Here is a 20,341-nt window from a genome sequence, read left to right as displayed (position 1 = left end):
GCTCGCCCGTGCACCCTCCGCCGCCACAGGTGTCACGGCGGCACGCTCCGGTCACAGGGATATCACCGGTGCTCACTCGTTCGGCCCACACGGGTTGCCCGGAGCGGCACGCAGATCATCTACGTGCGTCGTATCCTGCTCGGACACTCTGCCGAGCCCGGCCGGAAAAACGGCACACCCCCGCCGGCATCACCCGGAACAACGAGAGCGCGGCAGTTCGTTGAGCAAGGACTGTCGTGTTGCCTCAGGGCTCGGCGGGCTGCTTTGCTTCACCGCTCAACGACGCATAACAACGACCCCTTGACCGCACTAGCGACAGCCCCCTGCGTGGGGGTGACGTGGCCGTTCGACTGGAGTTGCACGTGGCCGGGCGCATCGAAGACTACGCACTCATCGGAGACATGCAGACCGCCGCGCTGGTCTGCCGGGACGGCACGGTGGACTGGCTGTGCCTGCCCCGCTTCGACTCGCATGCCATCTTCGCCGGCCTGCTGGGCACCGAGGAACACGGCTTCTGGCGGCTCGGCCCGGCGCACGCCGCCGACGCCAAGCCCCCCACCGCCGCCCGGCGCGGCTACCGCGGCGACTCGCTGATCCTGGAGTCGGAGTGGGACACCCCGCGCGGCACCGTCCGCGTGACCGATTTCATGCCCCCGCGTGACGGCGCCCCGCAGCTGATCCGGATCGTGGAGGGCGTCACCGGCCGGGTGCCGATGCGCTCGGTCCTCAGGATGCGGTTCTCCTACGGCCGGGTCGTGCCGTGGGTGCACAAGCACGAGGGCCGGACGGTGGCGGTCGCCGGTCCCGACTCCGTGTGGTTCGACACAGAGGCCGAGACCTACGGCAAGGCGCTGACGACGTACTCCGACTTCACGGTCGCCCCGGGTGACCGGATCGCGTTCACGATCTCCTGGGAGCCCTCGCACAAGGAGCCGCCGGGCCTGCCGGAGCCGGAGCAGTCGCTGGAGGCGACGGAGAGTTTCTGGCGCGAGTGGGTGGAGCACTGTACGTACCACGGGCCGTACCGCGAGGCGGTGGTCCGCTCGCTCATCACCCTGAAGGCGCTGACCTACGCCCCCACCGGCGGCATCGTCGCCGCTCCCACCACCTCCCTGCCGGAGGACATCGGCGGCGTCCGCAACTGGGACTACCGCTACACCTGGCTGCGGGACGCGGCGATCACCCTGTCCTCGCTGCTGCGCACCGGCTACCGCGAGGAGGCCCGCGCCTGGCGTGAGTGGCTGCTGCGCGCGGTCGCCGGCGATCCGGAGAACCTGCAGATCATGTACGGCATCGCCGGCGAGCGCGAGCTGGGCGAGGCCGAGCTGGACTGGCTGCCGGGCTACGAGAACTCGGCCCCGGTCCGGGTCGGCAACGGCGCCGCCCACCAGCTCCAGCTGGATGTGTACGGCGAGGTCACCGAGGCCCTGCACCTGGGCCACATGACCGGCCTGGCCCGCAACGACTACGCCTCCCTCCTCCAGCTGAAGCTGATCCGGTACCTGGAGGACCACTGGCAGGAGCCGGACGAGGGCATCTGGGAGGTGCGCGGCCCGCGCCGGCACTTCGTGCACTCCAAGGTGATGGCCTGGGTGGCGGTGGACCGCACCATCAAGCTGATCGAGTCCGGTGACGCGGACGGCCCGCTGGAGCGCTGGAAGGAACTGCGCGACGACATCCACCGGGACGTGTGCGAGAAGGGCTACGACAAGGAGCGCAACACCTTCACCCAGTCCTACGGCTCCCAGGAGCTGGACGCCTCGCTGCTGCTGATTCCGCAGATGGGGTTCCTGCCGCCGGACGACAAGCGCGTGATCGGCACGATCGAGGCCATCCAGCGCGAGCTGTCCACCCCGGACGGGTTCATCCTGCGCTACCCGACGGAGGGCCGGCACGAGGGCGTGGACGGCCTGCCCGGCGACGAGGGCGCCTTCCTGGCCTGCTCGTTCTGGATGGCGGACGACCTGGCGATGATCGGCCGGGTGGACGAGGCCCGCAGGCTGTTCGAGAAGCTCCTCGCGCTGCGCAACGACCTCGGTCTGCTCGCCGAGGAGTGGGACCCGCGCCTGCAGCGCCAGGTCGGCAACTTCCCGCAGGCCTTCAGCCACGTTCCGCTGATCGACACCGCGCTGCGGCTGACGGCCTCCGGGGCGTACGGCGGCTGACCCGGACAGCGGGCCGCGCGCCTACGCTGGGAGGGGCACCCAGCCCCGCACGGAAGGGGGCGGCCATGGCTCCCCCGTCGAAGGCGGGCGCGGCCCTCGCCGCGCTGCGTGAGGATCTGGTCGGCGACGTGTTCTCCCCGGGGGATCCGGGCTACGACGAGGCCCGGACCGTCTTCAACGCGATGATCGACCGGCGGCCGGCCGTGATCGCCCAGTGCGCGGACGCCACCGATGTGGTGCGGGCCGTGCGCTTCGGCAGGGAGCTGGACCTGCACATCGCGGTGCGCGGCGGCGGTCACGGCGTGGCCGGGACGGCACTGGGCGACGGCGCGCTCGTGGTGGACCTGCGCCGGATGCACCGGGTGACCGTCGACCCGGCGGCCGAGGCGGTCCGGATCGAGGGCGGCGCCACGATGAGCCATCTGGACCGGGCCACCGAGCCCTACGGCCTCGCGACCACCGGTGGCCGCGCCTCCACCACCGGGGTCGGCGGCTTCGTCCTGGGCGGCGGCACCGGCTGGCTGGACCGGGCCTTCGGCCTCGCCGCCGACAACCTGCTGGGCGTGGAACTGGTGACCGCCGACGCCGAGCGGGTGCACGCGAACGCCGACGAGAACCCCGAGCTGTTCTGGGCCCTGCACGGCGGGGGCGGCAACTTCGGCGTCGCCACCGCCCTGACCCTGCGGCTGCACGAGATGCCGGAGTTCTCGATCGTCCTGCTGATGTTCCTGCCGCGGTTCGGACCGGACGTCACCCGCACCTTCCGCGAGATCATCCGTGGCGGGCCGGACGAGTTGAGCGGTGCGGTGGCGTACCTGACCGGTCCGTCCGAGGAGTTCACGCCCCCGGAGCTGGTGGGCAAGCTGCTGTGCGCCGCCCTGCTGACCTACGCGGGCGGCGAGGACGGGCTGCGCAAGCTCGCCGAGCCCCTGCTCGCGCTGCCGCACGAGGTGGAGCTGGCCGGTGACCTGCCGTACGCCGACGCGCAGTGCGTGATCGACGATCCGCCCGGGATGCGGAACCACTGGTCGGCGGAGTGCCTGACCGCTCTCCCGGACGACCTGGTGGAGGTGTTCTGCGCCCGCGGGGACAGCATGCCGGTGCCGACCGGCACCCGGCACCTGCTGTTCCCGCAGGGCGGGGCGATCGCCACCGGTCCGCACGAGTACCCGGTGCCGTACCGGGACGCGGCCTGGGCCGCGCACCCGTTCGCCGTCTGGGAGGACCCGGCCGACGACGAGCGGGCGATCGCCTGGGTGCGGGACGTCCGCGCCGGCGTCCGGCCGTGGAGCACCGGCGCCACCAACCTGAACTTCATCGGGGACGAGGGCCCCGAGCGGGTCAGGGCGGGCCTGGGCGAGGGGAACACCCTGCGGCTGGAGAAGGTGAAGCGGCGGTACGACCCGGACAACGTGTTCCGCTTCAACCACAACATCAGGCCCGTCTGAGCCGGCCGCCGGCCGAATGCACCCACACGCGTCCAGGGACCAGGGGCCGGATGATCCCCACGTCACCACGCGGAGATGTCGCCGGAACGCGTCCCCGGGTAGCGTCCGCTGCATGGACAGCCGCACGGACCACCGATTCGACACCCAGGGCGCCGGGATCACCGTTCAGCGGGCACTGGAGCTGCCCGGCCTGCGCAGCGGGCTGCCGGAGATCCTGGCGGGCGCCGACCGGCTGGGACGCACCGTGCGCTGGGTGCACGCCGGCGAGGTGCCCAACATCGCCTCGCTGCTCAAGGGCGGCGAGCTGCTGCTCACCACCGGCTACGGCCTCGGCACCCGCCCCGCCGATCAGCGGGCCTTCGTACGCACCCTCGCCGAGCGGGGCATCGCCGCCCTGGTGGTGGAGCTGGGCCCACGCTTCACCAGGCTGCCGGCCGCCCTGGTGGACACCGCCCGCAGCGCCGGGCTCCCGCTGGTCCAGCTGCACCGCGAGGTGCCCTTCGTGACGGTGACCGAGGAGATCCACACCGAGATCGTCAACGGCCACTACGCGCTGCTGCAGCGGGCGGAGGAAGTGCACCGGCGCTGTACCGAGGCCCTGCTGAGCGGCGGCGGGGTGCCGCAGGTGCTGGGCATCCTGGCCGACTTCGGCGCCAATCCGGTGTTCCTGGAGACGGCGGACGGCCGCCTGCTGTACGCCGCCGGGGCCGGACCCGAGGGCGCGGATCCGCTGCAGGTCTGGGAGGGGCTGCGCGGCCCGCAGAAGGACGCCCCGCCGCCGGCCGGTTCGGTGCTGGTGGACGTGCCCGGCGGCGGTCCCGGCACGGCGGGCTCGGTCCGTGCCCGGCTCGTCCTGCTGCCGGTCCGCTCACCGCTGGCTCCGGTGCACCGGATCGCCGCCGAGCGGGCGGCGGCCATCCTGGCCGTGGTGCTGATGCAGGCCCGGCAGGAGGAGGAGCTGGCGGCACGGGGGCGCGGTGACTTCCTCACCGATCTCGCCGAGGGCCGGATCACGGCGGAGGACGCACCGGCGCAGGCCCGGGTCCTCGGCTTCAAGCCCGGCGACAGCCCGTTGCTGCCCATGGTGATGCGGGTCGGCGACTCCCTCTCCCCCGAGGGGGGCTCCGCCCGTACGGGCGGGGCCGAAGGTGGCGGCGGCTGGGCGGTGCTGGCCCGGGCGGTCTCGGAGGAACTGGCCTCGGTGGGGGTGCCGGTGCTGCTGGGCGTGCGGCCGGTGGAGGGCCGGGTGCCGGTGCTGCTGGGGCTGCGCTCGGAGTCGGAGCGGTCGACGGTCGCGGACCGGGTGGCGGCGGCGCTGCGCGCGGGCGTGGAGCGTGCCGGGATGCGGCGGCCCGGCTCTCCCCCGCCGGTGGTGGTCGTCGGCGTGGCGGGCGGCTGGGCGGCCGCGTCCGCGGGACTGCGGCACGCGGCGGAGACGGCGACGGCGGCACAGGGCCTGCCCGACCGGCCCTGGTACGACGCCCGCCGCCTCGACATCGACCTGCTGCTGTGGCGGCTGCGCGACCACCCGGACCTGGCGGCCTTCGTGGACCGCGCGATCGGGCCGCTGCGCGAGCACGACCACCGCTCCAGGCCACCGCTGCTGCCGACCCTGGAGACCTACCTGGCGCACGCCGGCCGCAAGGCCGAGACGGCCCGTGAACTGCACCTCAACCGCCAGACGCTCTACAACCGCCTCGCCCGCATCGGGGAGTTGCTCGGCACCGACCTCGACGACCCGCAGACGGTCCTGGCGTTGAGCCTGGCCCTCCGCGCCCGCCGCCACGTCCCTTAGGGCAGCGGCCGCGGCTGGGTCAACTCGTCGTAGACGCTGAGCACCTGGGCGACGGTCTCGTCCTCCGTCGGCCAGGTGGCGGCCTGCCGCGCGCCGCGCTCCCGCAGGAGTTCGCGCCGCTCGGGATCGGCGAGCAGTCCTACGACGGCTTCGGCCAGCGCCCGCGCATCGCCGTACGGGACGAGTTCGGCCGCGTCGCCGACGAGGTCCGGGATGCCGCCGACGCGGGTCGCGACGAGCGGTACGCGCGCGTGCAGCGCCTCCTGGGCGAGGACGGACCGCGACTCCCAACTGCTGGTCAGCAGCGCCAGATCGGCGGCGGTGAGCAGCTCGGGCACGTCCTCGTGGCGGCCGATGAGCCGCACCGGCAGCTCCTCATCCTCGATCCGCCGCTGCAGCACGGGCCGCAGCGGGCCCTCCCCGGCGACGACGACCAGCGGCACGGGGTCCAGCTCCCGCCAGGCACGGGCCGCGTCGAGCAGCACGTCGTATCCGCGGTGCCGGTCCAGGGAGCCGACCGCGATGAGCAACGGGCGGCCGGTGGTGCCGAGTTCGGCCCGGACCTTGGGCCGCAGCGGGTCGGGCTCGTCGTGGGACGGACTTCCCTCCGCGCGGGCGCAGCCGAGCGTGGCGGAGGGCCGGCGCTGACCCGGCAGGCCGACGGCCGCGAGCCGGGCGTCGCGCGCGCCGCTCCGGCGGGCCCGGTCGACCAGGTCGGAGCTGGTGCCGAGGACGACGGTCGCCGTCTTCACCACCCGCCGCTCCAGCAGCCGCAGCAGATGCGCCCGTGCCCCCTCCGCGCGCGCCCGGTTGTGCCAGGTGACCACCAGCGGGGTGCTGCGGCCGCCGAGCGCGAGCACGGCACGGAAGGAGGCGTGCAGACCGTGCGCGTGCACCAGGTCGGCATCGGCGCAGGCCGCCCGGAGCGCGGCCACGGAGGCCGGGTCGCTGCTGCGGGGCACGTGCACGTGCTCGGCGCCGGCCCCGGTGAAGTCGTAGGCGCGGTCGGCCTCGACGGGGGCGCACACCGTGACCCGTACGCCCCTCGCCACGAGCCCCTCGGCGAGGGAACGTACGTGCGCACTGCTGCCGGCGTTGCCCCCGCCGAGCACCTGCACGGTGCGCAACGGCGACTGGCCGTGCGCTGCGTTGCTGCTCAGGGGGCTCACGGGGCCGGGGCTCCTGGTTCGGCGTGGGGTGGTCACGAGGAAACGTACAGAAGGTAGCGGGCTCAGGGGGGTGGAAGGACGTAGCCCGCGTGCCTGCGGCGTGGACTGTTCCGGCCCGCCGCCCGCCCCGCGTTCGCTGCCAAGCATGCCAGGACGTACGGCCGTTCCGGGAAACCCGGGCGGGCGCACCGTGCGGCGGGCCGGGGCAATGCGCCGGAGCACGTCACCCACACGGGTGAAAGAAACCCCGGCCCGGTCGAACGGTGTGCGACCCGGTTCGCTGCGGCCGGACCCTCACGACGTCCGTGTAGAACCGGCTCGCCCGACGCGCGCGTACGACCGGTTCGGACTGTCACGCCGCCCGGGTACGACGGGTTCAGACTCTCACAGACCCCGGTCCCGGCCGGCGCAGTCCCTCACAGTGCCCGCGCCCACGCGGTGACCCGGTCCCCGTACGCGGCGGCGGCCACGACGGCGACGGCGTGCGCGAGCAGCCCCGCGCGCCGGTTGCCCGCGACCACGGCGGTACCGAGCGCCGCCCCGAGCGCGTGCGCGCCCGTGTCCCCGATCATCATGCGCGCGCCGAGGTCGTCGGGCAGCACGGCCGCGGCGGCGCCCATGGCGGACGCGGTCAGTTCGCCGCCCGGCCCCTTGCGCAGCAGCCCCGGCGCCCCGAGCGCGAGCACCGCGCCCACGGCCCGCCCTGGGCGTACGTCGACAAGGTTGACGAAGTGCGCGGCCCCGGCGATCACGACACCGGCCAGCACCTTGTCGACCGGCCGCTCCTTCAGGAAGGCGCCCGCCAGCAGCCCCGCCGCCGATATCCCGAACAACTTGACGGCACCGCTGGTGACTTCGCCGTCCCGCAACGCCCCGAGATGCGCCCGGAAGCCGCGCCGGTGATCCCCGGCGACATCGTCGTACGCCCCGCAGATCCCGGCCGCCAGCACCGCGAGCCCGGCACCGGGGTGAACCCGCGCGGCCCCCACGGCCGCCGCCACCGCCGACGCCGGCCCGGCATACATCCCGACACTCCGCCCGGCGAAGTTCCTCCGCTCCCAGCGCGCCCGCCCGCCGGGGGCGGTCTTCCGCAGGACGGCCACACCGGCGCGCGTCACAGCGGCGGCCAGGGCGAATCCGGTCTTCCTTCCGCCACACCTGATCATGCGCCCACCCTAGGGGCCGCCGCCTCCACCGCAGTTGCCCTTGGGCTTCCGACAGTCGGCACAGCGACGGACTGGCTATTCCGGCAGGTACGGCGCAGCGGTCGTCGGCTTCCTTCGCTCCCCCTCCGGGGTGAAGGCGAAGGATCGCCGGAACGGGCCCCCGGCCGAAGCGCACCGCGAGAAGAAGCGGTTGCTCGTGTTCGGGCGGCCACGACCCGGTCCCGGCCGCGCTGCCGTTCCACAGGTGGAAGACCACCATCGGCTGCTTCGGATCCTTGCTGAGGTAGCCGAGCGTCTTTCCGTAAAGAGGATTGGTTCCGCCGAACAGCACGGAGGGAGCACCGAACTCCGCCACCACGTCCGCCCACGTGCGGTCCTCCGTGGCCCACTGCCGGACACGGCCTCCGAGCGCTTCGTACGCCTCCTCCGCGAGAACCTGGTCCGGCTCGAGCCAACCGCGTTGCTGCGCTCGGCGGACCGCTCTCCTACCCGTCCGCCCGGGCCGTGGCCAGCAGCTCCTCCGCATGCGCGCGGGCGGTCTCGGAGTCCTCCTGGCCGGCCAGCATGCGCGACAGCTCGCGGACGCGTTCCTCGCCCTCCAGGACCTTCACACCGGACCGGGTGACGGACCCGTCGTTGGTCTTCTCGACCAGCAGCTGCCGGTCGGCGAAGGCGGCGACCTGGGGCAGATGGGTGACCACGACGACCTGCGCGGCCTTGGCGAGCTTCGCCAGGCGCCGCCCGATCTCGACCGCCGCCTTGCCGCCGACACCGGCGTCGACCTCGTCGAAGAGGTACGTCGGCACGGGGTCGGTGCCCGCGAACACGACCTCCACGGCCAGCATCACGCGGGACAGCTCACCGCCGGACGCGCCCTTGGCGATGGGCCGGGGCGGTGCGCCCGGGTGCGGGGCGAGCAGCAGCTCGACCTCGTCGACGCCCGAGGGCCCGTAGGCGACCGTGCGTCCGCCGACCTCGACGCCCTCGGGGTCCTCCGTCTGCCGGATGTCGAAGGACACGCGCGCGTGGGGCATGGCGAGGGAGGCCAGCTCGGCGGTCACGGCGGCGGCGAACCGTTCGGCGGCCTCCGTCCGCGCGTCCGTCAGCGCCTGCGCGAGCCCGCTCAGGCCGGTGCGCAGCGCGTCCCGCTCGGCGGTCAGCTCCTCGATCCGCTCGTCGTCGCCGTCCAGCTCGGTGAGCCGCGCGGCGCTCTGCTCCGCCCACGCCAGGACGGCGCCCACGTCGTTCCCGTACTTGCGGGTGAGGCCGCCCAGCGCGGCCCGGCGCTCCTCCACGGCGGCCAGCCGCAGCGGATCGGCGTCGAGATCGTCGGCGTACCCCGCCAGCTCACCCGCGACATCGCCCAGCAGGATCCCGATCTCCCCGATCCGGTCGGCGAGCGCGGCCAGCGCCGGATCGTGCGACCGCACGGCCTCCAGGGCCCGGTGGGCGCCCGCGACGAGGGTCGAGGCGTCGATCCCCTCGGGGTCCTCGGGATTGCCCGCGAGAGCGGCGTGGGCGGCCGTCGCGGCCGATGACAGGGCCTCGGCATGCCCCAGCCGCTCCGCCTCCTCGGCCAGCTCGGCGTCCTCCCCGGCCCGTGGTTCCACGGCGGCGATCTCGTCGAGCCCGTACCGCAGCATGTCGGCTTCCTGCGCCCGCTCACGCGCGCGCGTGGTGATCTCCTCCAGCTCGGCGGAGACGGCCCGCAGCCGCCGGTAGGCCTCCGTGTACTTGGCGAGCGGCACGGCGACCGCGTCCCCGGCGTACCGGTCGAGCGCCTGCCGCTGCCGGGACAGCTTCAGCAGCCCCTGCTGGTCGGTCTGCCCGTGCACGGCCACCAGATCGTCGGCCAGTTCGGCGAGCAGCCCCATGGGCACACTGCGTCCGCCCAGGTACGCCCGGGAGCGGCCCTCGGCGGAAACGGTACGGCTGATCAGCAGGGCCCCGTCGTCCAGTTCGGCCCCGGCCTCCTCGGCGCGTACGACGGCGGCGGCGTCCGCGGGTACGGCGATCCGCCCCTCCACGACCGCCTTCTCGGCCCCGATCCGCACGAGCGCGGGGTCCGCCCGGCCACCGAGCAGCAGCCCAAGGCTGGTGACCACCATGGTCTTGCCCGCACCCGTCTCACCGGTGACGGCGGTGAACCCCGGCGACAACTCGACGACAGCATCGTCGATGACCCCGAGCGACCGTATCCGCATCTCCTCCAACACGGAACAGACCATACGAGGTCTGGGGTGGGGAGTGCACATGGCCCGCCCGTGTCACTCCGCCGAGTGGTGCGGCGCGCCCCGCCAACCCGTGGTCGGCAAGGCGAACTTCGCCACAATCCGGTCGGTGAAGGACGAATGGTGCAGTCGAGCCAGCCGGACCGGCACAGCACCCCGCCGGACCTCGACCCGCGCCCCCGGCGGCAACTCGACGGTCCGCCGCCCGTCGCACCACAGAACACCCGGCGGCACATGCGGCAGAACCTCCACGGCGAGCACCGAGTTCGGCGAGGTGACCAGCGGCTTCGCGAACAGCGCGTGCGCACTGATCGGCACCATCAGCAGCGCCTCCACCTCGGGCCACACCACAGGACCGCCCGCGGAGAACGCGTACGCCGTGGACCCGGTCGGCGTGGACAGGACGACGCCGTCACATCCGAACCCCGTCACCGGGCGCCCGTCGATCTCCAGGACGACCTCGAGCAGCTTCTCCGCACCGGCCTTCTGCACGGCCGCCTCGTTCAGCGCCCAGTCGGTGTGCACGATGTCCCCGTTGCGGTGCACCACGACATCGACCGTCATCCGCTCCTCGACCTCGTACGACCGCGCCACCACCCGGTCCACGACCCGGTCGAGGTCGTCCCGCTCGGCCTCCGCGAGGAACCCGACGCGCCCGAGATTGACGCCGAGCATCGGCACCCCGGAGGCCCGCGCGAACTCGGCCCCCCGCAGCAGGGTGCCGTCGCCGCCGAGGACGATCAGCAGCTCACAGCCGTCGAGGCACTGCGCGGTCGCCTCCTTGACCAGCTGCACCTCGTCCGGCAGCGGCAGGTCACGCGCCTCCTCCTCCAGCACCCGCACCCCGATGCCGTGCCGCAGCAGCCCCTTGACGACGAGTTCCGCGCTGCGGATCGCCGCGGGCCGCCCGGTGTGGGCCAGCAGGAAAACAGTACGCGCCAGGTTCTGTGTCAACGCGGCCCCTCCGCCACTGCACGCTCGACGTCGGCCGGGTCCAGTGCGGGAGCCCCGGACCGCAGCCAGAGAAAGTACTCGACATTGCCCGAGGGACCGGGCAGCGGACTCGCGGTGACACCACGCACCCCGAGACCCAGCTCCCAGGCCTTCTCGGCCACTCCCTGCACGGCCTCCGCCCGCAGCTGCGGACTTCGTACGACACCCCCGTTGCCGAGCCGTTCCTTGCCCACCTCGAACTGCGGCTTGACCATCATCACCAGGTCGGCGTCCGGCTTCACGCACCGCTTCAGGGCGGGCAGCACCAGCCCGAGCGGGATGAAGGACAGATCGCCCACGACAAGATCCACAGGTTCCCCATCGATCGCCTCAAGCGTCAACTCGCGTACGTTCGTACGGTCCTTGACGGTGACGCGTTCATCACTTCGGAGAGACCAGGCGAGCTGTCCGTACCCGACGTCCACCGCGACGACGTGCGCGGCGCCCGCGCGCAGCAGGACGTCGGTGAAGCCGCCGGTGGACGCGCCGGCGTCCAGCGCGCGCCGGCCCTCGACGACGAGTCCCCGCGGCACGAAGGTCTTCAGCGCGCCGGCGAGCTTGTGGCCGCCCCGGGACACATAGCCCGGGTCGCTGTCGTCGGCCTGCACCACGATCGCCGCGGCGGTCTCCACCTGGGTGGCCGGCTTGGTCGCGACGATCTTGCCGACGGTGACCCGCCCGGCGGCGATCAGCTGGCTGGCATGCTCGCGCGAGCGCGCCAGCTTCCGGTGGACCAGCTCCGCGTCCAGACGGCGGCGTGCGACTCCTGCCACGTTCGGTTCAGCTCCTGTTCCCGTAAGGCATCGGGGGCGCCGGAGGTCCCGGGCGGGCGTCGAGCGCGGTGAGCGCGTCGCGCAGCCCCCTGTGTACATCCTCGTACACCTCGATGTGTCCGTCGGTGGCGAGGTGGTCGGCGTCGGCCAGCCGCTCCAGCTGGGCGTCGACCTCGGCGTCGCCGGTGGGGGTGCGCACGACGTTCAGGGGCGCCGGGGCGGCGGGATCGTACTCGGCCTCGGCCTCTGGGACGACCGCGGCGGCCTGCACGACGGCCTCGGACACGGACTCGCTCATGCCCAGACGCTACCCCGAACCACTGGGGTACGGTCGGTGGCGATGGCCACGATCGAGGAGTGCCGCGCCGCACTGGGCAAGCTTTCGGACAACATGCGGGGTGCCGAGGGCGACGTACGCGCGGCCGCCGCCCTGGACCGGTCGGTGAGCTGCCACATCACCGACCTCGACGTCACCTTCGCGGGCCGGATGACCGGCGGCCGGATCGAGGTCGACGACACCCATCCGGGGCCACCGCACGAGAAGGCGCAGATCAGGCTCGTCATGGCCGGCGACGACCTGGTGGCCCTGGTGGACGGCGAGCTGAACTTCGCGACCGCCTGGGGCAGGGGCCGGGTCAGGCTGGAGGCCACCCTGCTGGACCTGTTCCGGCTCAGGAAGCTGCTGTGACCTGCTCCGCCCGAGCCTTGCGCGCGGCCGGGACCACCAGCGGGGTCCCCGTCTCCGGGTCGTCGATGACCTGGCAGCGCAGCCCGAACACCTCCTCGACCAGCTCAGCCGTCACGATGTCGCTCGGCGCGCCCTCGGCGATCACCTCGCCGCCGCGCAGGGCGATGAGGTGGGTGGCGTAGCGGGCGGCGTGGTTCAGGTCATGCAGGACGGCCACCAGGGTGCGGCCCTGGGTCTCGTGCAACTCGGCGCACAGGTCGAGGACGTCGATCTGGTGCTGGATGTCGAGGTAGGTGGTCGGCTCGTCCAGGAGCAGCAGCGGTGTCTGCTGGGCCAGCGCCATGGCGATCCACACGCGCTGCCGCTGTCCGCCGGACAGCTCGTCCACGTACCGGTCGGCCAGCTCGGCGACGCCGGTCTGCCGCATCGCCTCCTGAACGATCCGCTCGTCCTGCGTGGACCACTGGCGCAACAGGCCCTGATGCGGGTAGCGGCCCCGGCCGACCAGATCGGCGACCGTGATGCCGTCGGGCGCGATGGACGACTGCGGGAGCAGGCCGAGGGTCCGCGCGACCTTCTTCGCGGGCATCGACTGGATGGCCTGCCCGTCCAGCAGCACCCGGCCCTGGCTGGGCTTGAGCATCCGCGACAGCGCCCGCAGCAGCGTCGACTTGCCGCACGCGTTCGGGCCGACGATCACCGTGAAGGAGTGGTCGGGGATCTCCACCGACAACTTCTCGGCGATCACGCGCTGGTCGTAGGCGAGGGTGACGTTCTGCGCGGACAGGCGGTTCACAGTGCTCCTGGTCGTGTTCGTGTTCATGCCGCTCGCATCCGGCCCGTCCCGCATGCCCTTCGCATCCGGCCCGCCCAGCGTGCGCTTCGCATCGGTCCCGCCCTGCGTGCGCTTCGCATCGGTCCCGCCCTGTGTGCGCTTCATATCCGGCCCGCCCGGCGCTCGGTGACCAGCAGCCACAGCAGATAGACGCCGCCGAGGACGCCGGTGACCACGCCGACGGGCAGCTGGTCGGCGCCGAAGGCCCGCTGCGAGGCCCAGTCCGCGGCGACCAGCAGTGTGGCGCCCATGCAGAGGGAGGGCACGAGGTTCGGGCCCGGCGAGCGGGTCAGGCGCCGGGCGAGCTGCGGCGCGGTGAGGGCCACGAAGCTGACGGGTCCGGCGGCGGCCGTGGCGGCCGCGGTGAGCAGCACGGCACAGACCATCAGCACCAGCCGGACCCGCTGCACGCGCACGCCGAGCGCGCCCGCGACGTCGTCGCCCATCTCCATCATCCTGAGGCCGCGCGCGTTGGCGAGGACCAGCGGGAGAAGGACCGCGCACAGGGCGAGCAGCGGCCAGACCTGCGACCAGTCACGGCCGCCCAGCGAGCCGGTCATCCAGACCACCGCGCGGGCCGCGTCGACCAGGTCGGCCTTGGTGAGCAGATAGCCGTTGACGGCGGTGACGACAGCGGACACGCCGATGCCGACCAGGACCAGCCGGTACCCGTGCACACCCTGCTTCCAGGCGAGCAGATAGATCGCGAAGCCGGTCGCCAGTCCGCCGATCAGCGCGCCGACGGTGACCTGGGTGGAACCGCCGGACATCAGCACGATCACGATCAGCGCGCCGGCCGTCGAGCCCTGTGACAGACCGAGCACGTCCGGACTGCCCAGCGGGTTACGGGAGATGGTCTGGAACAGCGCGCCACCGAGACCGAGCGCGGCACCGACCAGCAGGCCGACCAGGACGCGCGGCAGCCGCAGCTCGTTGACGATGAAGTCCTGGTACGCGGTGCCGTTCCCGGCGAGCGTCCTGAGCACGTCGGCCGCGGGGATCCCGGCGTCGCCGGTGCCGATCAGCGCGATTCCGGCGGCGAGCGCGGCGGCCAGGAGGAGGACGACGACGATCAGGGCACGCGGGTCCAGGCGCAGGGAGAGCCCGCCCGGGGTGCGTACGGCACGGCTCCTGGGGTGTGTCCTCACAGCTGGGCCGTCCTCCGCCGTCGTACGAGAAAGATGAAGACCGGGCCGCCGATGACCGCGGTGACGATGCCGACCTGAAGCTCCGCGGGGCGGGTCACGACCCGGCCGATGACGTCGGCGCCGAGCAGCAGCACGGGCGACAGGGCCGTGGCGTACGGCAGGATCCAGCGCAGGTCGGGGCCGGTGAAGGAGCGCACGACGTGCGGCACCATCAGGCCGACGAACATGATCGGGCCGCAGGCGGCGGTGGCGGCACCGCACAGCAGGGTGGCGGCCAGCATGGCCAGGGCGCGGGTGCGGGTGAGGTTCGCGCCGAGGGCGCGGGCGGTGTCGTCGCCCATCTCCATCGCGTTCAGCGGCCGGGCCAGCACGAGCGCGAGAGCCGTGCCGACCGCGAGGAACGGGAGCACCTGCGTGATGATCGCGTCGGTGGCCGAGGCCAGCGACCCCACCGTCCAGAAGCGCATCTTGCCCAGCGCCGCGTTGTCCATGATCATCACGGCCTGGAGATAGCCGTAGAGGGCCGCGCTGATCGCCGTACCGGCAAGGGCGAGCCGTACCGGCGTGGCACCCCGGCTGCCGCCGAGGAACCACACCAGCACGCCGACCGCCGAAGCCCCGAGGAAGGCGAACCACACATAGCCGGTGAGGCTGGTGACGCCGAAGTAGGTGATGGCCGTGACGACGGCCGCGGAGGCGCCCGCGTTGATGCCGAGCAGACCCGGGTCGGCCAGCGGGTTGCGGGTGAGCGCCTGCAGCACCGCGCCCGCCAGGCCGAGCGCGGCACCGACCAGCAGTCCGAGGACCGTGCGCGAGAGCCGCTCGTCCACGACGACGTCACCGTACGTCCCCGTGTCATGGAACAGGCCGTGCCAGACCTGGTCCAACGACAGTGCTTTCGCCCCGATCGCGATGCTCGCCAGGGCGACGAGCACCAGGATCGCGACGGAGAGCAGGAGCCCAAAGGCCCTTGCCGCCCGGCGGGTTGGGGGCGCGGGGGCGGTCTCCGCGCGCGGTACCGGAGGACTGTCGACCAACACGAGGTTAGGTTAGCCTACCCTCGCATGCGATCTCGATCCCCGGGTTGCCCCAGTACGTCGTTCAGAGCCCGAGCCGGGCCAGCGCCTTCCCGCCGTCCAGTTCACAGGAGCCCTCGCCCGCCGCCGTCCAGGCCGCCGCGCACAGCACCCGCAGCCCGTCCAGCGTCTCGCCGTCGCCCTCCAGCTCCAGCCGGTCCGTCCCCGCGGTCGCCGTCCAGCCACCGCAGCGGAATCCGGCACCCTCCTCGGTGATCTCCGGCTGCCCGGTGAGCAGCCCACGCAAGTCGGCGTCCACGTACGTCGGCCGGTGCCGCGGCGGCGCGGCGAGCAGTTGGCCCCCGTCGGTGACACCGGTCAGCACCAGCAGCGAGTCGCCCCCGCCGTTGAACGCGCCCTCGATGTCCGTGTCCAGCCGGTCCCCGACGACCAGCGGCCGCTTCGCGCCGGTCCGGATGATCGTCTCCTTGTGCATCGGCGGCAGCGGCTTGCCCGCCACCTGCGGCTCCGCGCCGGTCGCGATCCGAACGACCTCCACGGCCGCCCCGTTGCCCGGCGCGATGCCCCGCCCGCTCGGAATCGTCAGGTCGGTGTTGGACGCGAACCATGGCACCCCCCGCGCCACCGCGTACGACGCCTCCGCGAACCGCCCCCACGGCAGATCGGGCCCGCCGAACCCCTGCACGACCGCCGCCGGATCGTCGTCCGCCGACTCCACCGGGGTCAGCCCCCGCTCGCGCAGCGCCACCCGCAGACCCTCACCACCGATCACCAGCACCCGCGCCCCGGCCGGCACCTGCTCGCTGATCAGCCGCGCGACGGCCTGCGCCGAGGTGATGACGTCCTCGGCCCCCGTCGGTATGCCCAGCTCCGTCAGATGCCCGGCCACGGTGTCCGGCGTCCGCAGCGCGTTGTTGGTGACGTACGCCAGACGCATCCCGCCCGCGCGCGCCACCGCCAGCGAGTCCACCGCGTGCGCGATCGCGTTCCCGCCGGCGTACACCACACCGTCCAGATCGAGCAGCGCCGTGTCGTACGCCTCGCTCAGGGGCTGCCCACTGCCCTCGGGCCTCGTCCTGACACCCTGGCTCATGTCCACATCGCTCCTCGTCGACTCGCCTTTCCACCGATGATCCCGCATGCCACCGACACACACGTACGATGCCGGGATGAACACTGCAGGTCACTCGGAAGCAACGGCGCGCCGAGGCCTGGAACTCACCCCGTTCCGAGGCCTTCGTTACGACCCCGACCGGGTCGGCAGCCTGGCCTCCGTCACCTCCCCGCCGTACGACGTCGTCGTACGGCCCGACGGTGTGCACCACCTCCAGTCGGCCGACCCGCACAACATCGTCCGTCTGATCCTTCCCCAGGCCGGCACCCCCAGCGCCGGCACCGAGCAGGCGGCGGACACCCTGCGCCGCTGGGTGGACGAGGGCGTCCTCACCGCGGACCCCGAGCCGGGCCTGTACGTGTACGAGCAGCGGGACGGCAACGGCATGCTCCAGCGCGGTGTCATCGGCGCGCTGCGCGTCTCGGAGCCCGAGGAGGGCGTGGTGCTGCCGCACGAGGACATCATGCCGCCCGTGGTCGCGGACCGCGCCGCCCTGATGCGCGCCACCCGGGCGAACCTGGAACCGCTGCTGCTGACCTACCGCGGCAACGGCACGGCGGCCGAGGTCGTCGAGCGCACGGCGGGCCGTCCGCCGCTGCTCGCCACGACCACCGAGGACGGCTTCCAGCACCGCCTGTGGTCCGTCACCGACCCCGACGACCTGTCCCTCATCCAGTCCGAGCTGGCCCACCACCAGGCCCTGATCGCCGACGGCCACCACCGCTGGGCGACCTATCTGCGGCTGCGTGCGGAACACCCCTCCCCCAGCCCCTGGGACCACGGCCTGGTCCTCCTGGTCGACACCGCCCGCTACCCGCTGCGCGTCCGCGCCATCCACCGGCTGCTGCACGGCCTGCCGGTCGCCGACGCACTGGCCGCCGTGGACGGCCTGTTCCGGGTACGGCACCTCGACGTACCGCTGGCCGACGCCCTGCGGGCACTGGCGGACGCCTCCTGCGCGGGCAACGCCTTCCTGCTGGCCGGCGACGGGGCCTTCCACCTGCTCGACCACCCCGACCCGGCCCTGCTGGCCCGGACGATCCCGGCGGACCGCCCCGCCGCCTGGCGTTCCCTGGACGCCACGGTCCTGCACGCCACGCTCCTCGAGCACGTCTGGCACATCCCCGAGGACTCCCCGGCCCACATCGCCTACATCCACGACACGGCCGCCACGGTGGAGAAGGCGGAACGCGACGGCGGAACGGCGGTCCTGATGCACCCGGTGCGCGAGGAGGTCGTACGCGATCTGGCCCGCCAGGGCGTGACGATGCCGCGCAAGTCGACGTCGTTCGGCCCGAAACCGGCGTCGGGTCTGGTGCTGCGGGCTCTGGAGATCTAGCCCGAGAGGCACAGGGAAGAGACAGACACGAAAGAGGGCAGGCCCCGCCGGGAGCCTGCCCTCTTCTCAGTGACTGACGTCAGTCCTTCTTGTCGCCGTCCTCGCCGTCCTCGCCGTCCGCGGCGTCCTCGCCGTGCTCCTGGGAGGCGTTCGCAGACTCACCCTCGCCGTTTGCGGAGTCACCCTCGCCCTCGCTCTCGTCGAGGGCGTCGACGAACTCCACACCGTCCAGCTCGGCGAGCCGGTCGGACGCGTCCGTGCTGCCGTCCCGGTCGGCCTCGACGGCCTTGGCGAACCACTCCCGCGCCTCGCGCTCCCGGCCTGCGGCCAGCAGGGCGTCGGCGTAGGCGTACCGCAGGCGCGCGGTCCACGGCTGCACCGTGTTGGAGGCCAGCTCGGGGCTCTGCAGGGTCACGATGGCCGCGTCCAGCTGCTCCATGTCACGCCGGGCGCCGGCTGCGACGAGCCGCATCTCGACCTGCCCGGCCTTGTCCAGCTTCTGCACCTCCGGGGCGCCTGCCATGTCCAGCGTCTTCTCCGGCCGCCCGAGCCCACGCTCGCAGTCGGCCATCACCGGCCACAGGTCCACGCTGCCGGTCATACGCCGGGCGGCCCGGAACTCGCCGAGGGCCTCGCTGTACTTCTGATTCGCGTACGCGGCGAAGCCGGCGGCCTCGCGTACGGCGGCCACGCGGGACGCCAGACGCAGGGCGACCCTGGAGTAGCCGTACGCCCCCTCCGGGTCCTCGTCGATGAGCCGGGCGACCATCACCAGGTTCCTGGCGACGTCGTCCGCGAGCGTCTTGGGCAGGCTCTGCAGCTCCTGCCGGACGTCCTTGTCAATCTCCTCGCCGGTGACGTCCTCCGGGATCGGCAGCCGCTTGATCGGCTCCCGGTCCCGGTCGCGGTCGCGGTCGCGCTCGTCGCGGAAGCGGCCACCGCCACGGCGGTCGTCACGCCCGTCACGCCCGTCCCGCCCACGGAAGCCACCGGGGCGACCGCCCCGGTCGTCCCGACGGGGCCCATGGCCACCGCGATCGTCGCGGCCCCCGAAGCCACCCCGGTCCTCGCCACGACGGTCATCCCGGCGGTCGTCCCGACGGAAGGGAGGGCGGTCGCCACCGCGGTCGTCGCGACGGAACGCGGGGCGGTCGCCACCGCGGTCGTCCCTACGGTCATCACGGCGCTCATCCCGACGGAAAGCAGGGCGGTCGCCACCGCGGTCATCCCGACGGTCATCCCGACGGAAGGCAGGGCGGTCGCCAGCGCGGTCATCCCGACGGAAGGGAGGGCGGTCGCCGCCGCGGTGGTCATCCCGGCGGTCGTCGCGACGGAAGGGAGGGCGGTCGCCGCCGCGGTGGTCATCCCGGCGGTCGTCGCGACGGAAGGGAGGGCGGTCGCCACCGCGGTCGTCCCTACGGTCATCACGGCGCTCATCCCGACGGAAAGCAGGGCGGTCGCCACCGCGGTCATCCCGGCGGTCATCCCGACGGAAGGGAGGGCGGTCGCCGCCACGGTCGTCCCGGCGGTCGTCGCGACGGAAGGGAGGGCGGTCGCCACCGCGGTCGTCCCTACGGTCATCACGGCGGTCATCCCGACGGAAAGCAGGGCGGTCGCCACCGCGGTCATCCCGACGGAAGCCGCCGCGGTCGCCACCGCGGTCGTCCCTGCGGAAGCCGCCACGGTCACTGCGGTCGTCCCGCTGGTAGCCCGGACGCGAACCCCGGTCGCCCTCACGGCGGTACCCACCACCACGGCTGTCATCGCGCCGGTCGTCCCGACGGAAGGCGGGGCGGTCGCCACGGTCACCACGGTCGTCCCGGCGGTCGTCCCGCCGGTCGTCCCGACGGAAGGCGGGGCGGTCGCCACCGCGGTCATCCCGACGGAAGCCGCCACGCTCGCCACGGTCACCGCGGTCGTCCCGCTGGTAGCCCGGACGCGAACCCCGGTCGCCCTCACGGCGGTACCCACCACCACGGCTGTCGTCACGCCGGTCATCGCGCCGGTCGTCCCGACGGAAGGGAGGGCGGTCGCCGCCGCGGTCGCCACGGTCACCGCGGTCGCGGTCGTCCCGTCGGTCATCAGGCCGACCGAACCCACCGCGGTTGTCGTCACGCCGCCCGTAGCCACCCCGGTCGTTGTCGCGACGGAAGCCGCCGCGGTCACCGCGGTAGCCGCCGCGGTCACCCCGGTCACCACTGTCCCGTCGCCGCTGGTCGCGCTCCGGTCGGTCGTCGGGAGAGTTGGTGGACATGATGACTCCTGTCTTCGGTACTACAAGCATTGTAAAAACAAAAGGACCCCTGGTCCCAGCGTGAACGCTGGGACCAGGGGTCCTTCCAAAGATTGTTCGGCGGTGTCCTACTCTCCCACAGGGTCCCCCCTGCAGTACCATCGGCGCTGTGAGGCTTAGCTTCCGGGTTCGAAATGTAACCGGGCG

The 20,341-nt window shown here is 73.2% G+C and carries 17 protein-coding genes and 1 rRNA gene; 5 read left to right on the top strand and 13 right to left on the bottom strand.

Annotated features, from left to right (window positions below):
• Positions 1-362 precede the first annotated feature (362 nt).
• From AC07C1_RS37560 to AC07C1_RS37550, 3 genes are all read left to right on the top strand, one after another.
• Positions 363-2,165: a glycoside hydrolase family 15 protein gene (locus AC07C1_RS37560; protein WP_478946647.1), complete on the top strand. Its 1,803-nt coding sequence runs from the start codon at positions 363-365 to the stop codon at positions 2,163-2,165.
• Between the two features lie 65 nt (positions 2,166-2,230).
• Positions 2,231-3,613: an FAD-binding protein gene (locus tag AC07C1_RS37555; RefSeq protein ID WP_478946602.1), complete on the top strand. Its 1,383-nt coding sequence runs from the start codon at positions 2,231-2,233 to the stop codon at positions 3,611-3,613.
• Between the two features lie 112 nt (positions 3,614-3,725).
• Complete coding sequence (locus AC07C1_RS37550; RefSeq protein WP_478946601.1) at positions 3,726-5,408, top strand: PucR family transcriptional regulator; 1,683 nt, start codon at positions 3,726-3,728, stop codon at positions 5,406-5,408.
• On the opposite strand, the gene AC07C1_RS37545 is transcribed toward AC07C1_RS37550, so the two are convergent.
• From AC07C1_RS37545 to AC07C1_RS37520, 6 genes are all read right to left on the bottom strand, one after another.
• Positions 5,405-6,577 carry a glycosyltransferase family 4 protein gene (locus tag AC07C1_RS37545; RefSeq protein ID WP_478946598.1) on the bottom strand — a complete coding sequence of 391 codons (1,173 nt, stop codon included), beginning with the start codon at positions 6,575-6,577 and terminating at the stop codon, positions 5,405-5,407. The two genes, AC07C1_RS37550 and AC07C1_RS37545, sit on opposite strands and share 4 nt — an antisense overlap.
• Before the next feature lie 416 nt (positions 6,578-6,993).
• Positions 6,994-7,743: a hypothetical protein gene (locus AC07C1_RS37540; protein WP_478946596.1), complete on the bottom strand. Its 750-nt coding sequence runs from the start codon at positions 7,741-7,743 to the stop codon at positions 6,994-6,996.
• A gap of 485 nt (positions 7,744-8,228) precedes the next feature.
• The gene (recN, locus tag AC07C1_RS37535) at positions 8,229-9,971 is read right to left on the bottom strand and encodes a DNA repair protein RecN (protein ID WP_478946594.1); all 1,743 of its coding nucleotides are present in this window, start codon (positions 9,969-9,971) and stop codon (positions 8,229-8,231) included.
• A gap of 39 nt (positions 9,972-10,010) precedes the next feature.
• Positions 10,011-10,928, bottom strand: a complete 918-nt coding sequence (locus tag AC07C1_RS37530; RefSeq protein WP_478946592.1) for an NAD kinase — start codon at positions 10,926-10,928, stop codon at positions 10,011-10,013.
• Complete coding sequence (locus tag AC07C1_RS37525; RefSeq protein WP_478946590.1) at positions 10,925-11,740, bottom strand: TlyA family RNA methyltransferase; 816 nt, start codon at positions 11,738-11,740, stop codon at positions 10,925-10,927. Before AC07C1_RS37525 ends, AC07C1_RS37530 begins: the two co-directional genes overlap by 4 nt.
• A gap of 7 nt (positions 11,741-11,747) precedes the next feature.
• On the bottom strand, positions 11,748-12,038 hold the full coding sequence (locus tag AC07C1_RS37520; RefSeq protein ID WP_478946588.1) for a hypothetical protein: 291 nt from the start codon (positions 12,036-12,038) through the stop codon (positions 11,748-11,750).
• A gap of 42 nt (positions 12,039-12,080) precedes the next feature.
• Between AC07C1_RS37520 and AC07C1_RS37515 the strand changes: the two genes are divergently transcribed.
• Positions 12,081-12,428, top strand: coding sequence for a sterol-binding protein (locus tag AC07C1_RS37515; protein WP_478946586.1), 348 nt, complete (start codon positions 12,081-12,083; stop codon positions 12,426-12,428).
• Here the strand turns inward: AC07C1_RS37515 and AC07C1_RS37510 are convergent.
• The 4 genes from AC07C1_RS37510 to AC07C1_RS37495 form a co-directional block, all read right to left on the bottom strand.
• Entirely contained in the window at positions 12,412-13,251 is an 840-nt protein-coding gene (locus AC07C1_RS37510) for an ABC transporter ATP-binding protein (RefSeq protein ID WP_478946584.1), read from the bottom strand. The two genes, AC07C1_RS37515 and AC07C1_RS37510, sit on opposite strands and share 17 nt — an antisense overlap.
• A gap of 113 nt (positions 13,252-13,364) precedes the next feature.
• On the bottom strand, positions 13,365-14,411 hold the full coding sequence (locus AC07C1_RS37505) for a FecCD family ABC transporter permease (RefSeq protein ID WP_478946582.1): 1,047 nt from the start codon (positions 14,409-14,411) through the stop codon (positions 13,365-13,367).
• The gene (locus tag AC07C1_RS37500) at positions 14,408-15,451 is read right to left on the bottom strand and encodes a FecCD family ABC transporter permease (RefSeq protein ID WP_478946580.1); all 1,044 of its coding nucleotides are present in this window, start codon (positions 15,449-15,451) and stop codon (positions 14,408-14,410) included. Before AC07C1_RS37500 ends, AC07C1_RS37505 begins: the two co-directional genes overlap by 4 nt.
• Positions 15,452-15,512: 61 nt before the next feature.
• Positions 15,513-16,541 (bottom strand): HAD hydrolase-like protein, encoded by a 1,029-nt coding sequence (locus AC07C1_RS37495; RefSeq protein WP_478946578.1) that lies wholly within the window; start codon positions 16,539-16,541, stop codon positions 15,513-15,515.
• A 76-nt stretch (positions 16,542-16,617) separates the two neighbouring features.
• On the opposite strand from AC07C1_RS37495, the gene AC07C1_RS37490 reads away from it, so the two are divergent.
• On the top strand, positions 16,618-17,901 hold the full coding sequence (locus tag AC07C1_RS37490) for a DUF1015 domain-containing protein (RefSeq protein ID WP_478946576.1): 1,284 nt from the start codon (positions 16,618-16,620) through the stop codon (positions 17,899-17,901).
• Positions 17,902-17,980: 79 nt separating this feature from the next.
• On the opposite strand, the gene AC07C1_RS37485 is transcribed toward AC07C1_RS37490, so the two are convergent.
• The 3 genes from AC07C1_RS37485 to rrf form a co-directional block, all read right to left on the bottom strand.
• On the bottom strand, positions 17,981-18,778 hold the full coding sequence (locus tag AC07C1_RS37485) for a tetratricopeptide repeat protein (protein WP_478946646.1): 798 nt from the start codon (positions 18,776-18,778) through the stop codon (positions 17,981-17,983).
• On the bottom strand, positions 18,670-19,983 hold the full coding sequence (locus AC07C1_RS37480) for a hypothetical protein (protein ID WP_478946650.1): 1,314 nt from the start codon (positions 19,981-19,983) through the stop codon (positions 18,670-18,672). The genes AC07C1_RS37485 and AC07C1_RS37480 overlap by 109 nt, the downstream gene beginning before the upstream one ends.
• A 266-nt stretch (positions 19,984-20,249) precedes the next feature.
• A 5S ribosomal RNA gene (rrf, locus tag AC07C1_RS37475) occupies positions 20,250-20,341 on the bottom strand; the annotation flags it as partial.

This window comes from Streptomyces sp. NPDC045022 (assembly GCF_056432605.1).
Note: the sequence above shows the minus strand (reverse complement) of the source record. Positions and strands in the feature narration are given on the sequence as shown.

Coding starts and splice junctions, on each gene's coding strand:
- AC07C1_RS37515 (WP_478946586.1), top strand. CDS start 12,081: ATGGCCACGATCGAGGAGTGCCGCGCCGCACTGGGCAAGCTTTCGGAC.
- AC07C1_RS37550 (WP_478946601.1), top strand. CDS start 3,726: ATGGACAGCCGCACGGACCACCGATTCGACACCCAGGGCGCCGGGATC.
- AC07C1_RS37490 (WP_478946576.1), top strand. CDS start 16,618: ATGAACACTGCAGGTCACTCGGAAGCAACGGCGCGCCGAGGCCTGGAA.
- AC07C1_RS37540 (WP_478946596.1), bottom strand. CDS start 7,743: ATGATCAGGTGTGGCGGAAGGAAGACCGGATTCGCCCTGGCCGCCGCT.
- AC07C1_RS37495 (WP_478946578.1), bottom strand. CDS start 16,541: ATGAGCCAGGGTGTCAGGACGAGGCCCGAGGGCAGTGGGCAGCCCCTG.
- AC07C1_RS37555 (WP_478946602.1), top strand. CDS start 2,231: ATGGCTCCCCCGTCGAAGGCGGGCGCGGCCCTCGCCGCGCTGCGTGAG.
- AC07C1_RS37510 (WP_478946584.1), bottom strand. CDS start 13,251: ATGAACACGAACACGACCAGGAGCACTGTGAACCGCCTGTCCGCGCAG.
- AC07C1_RS37520 (WP_478946588.1), bottom strand. CDS start 12,038: ATGAGCGAGTCCGTGTCCGAGGCCGTCGTGCAGGCCGCCGCGGTCGTC.
- recN (WP_478946594.1), bottom strand. CDS start 9,971: ATGGTCTGTTCCGTGTTGGAGGAGATGCGGATACGGTCGCTCGGGGTC.
- AC07C1_RS37480 (WP_478946650.1), bottom strand. CDS start 19,983: ATGACCGACGGGACGACCGCGACCGCGGTGACCGTGGCGACCGCGGCG.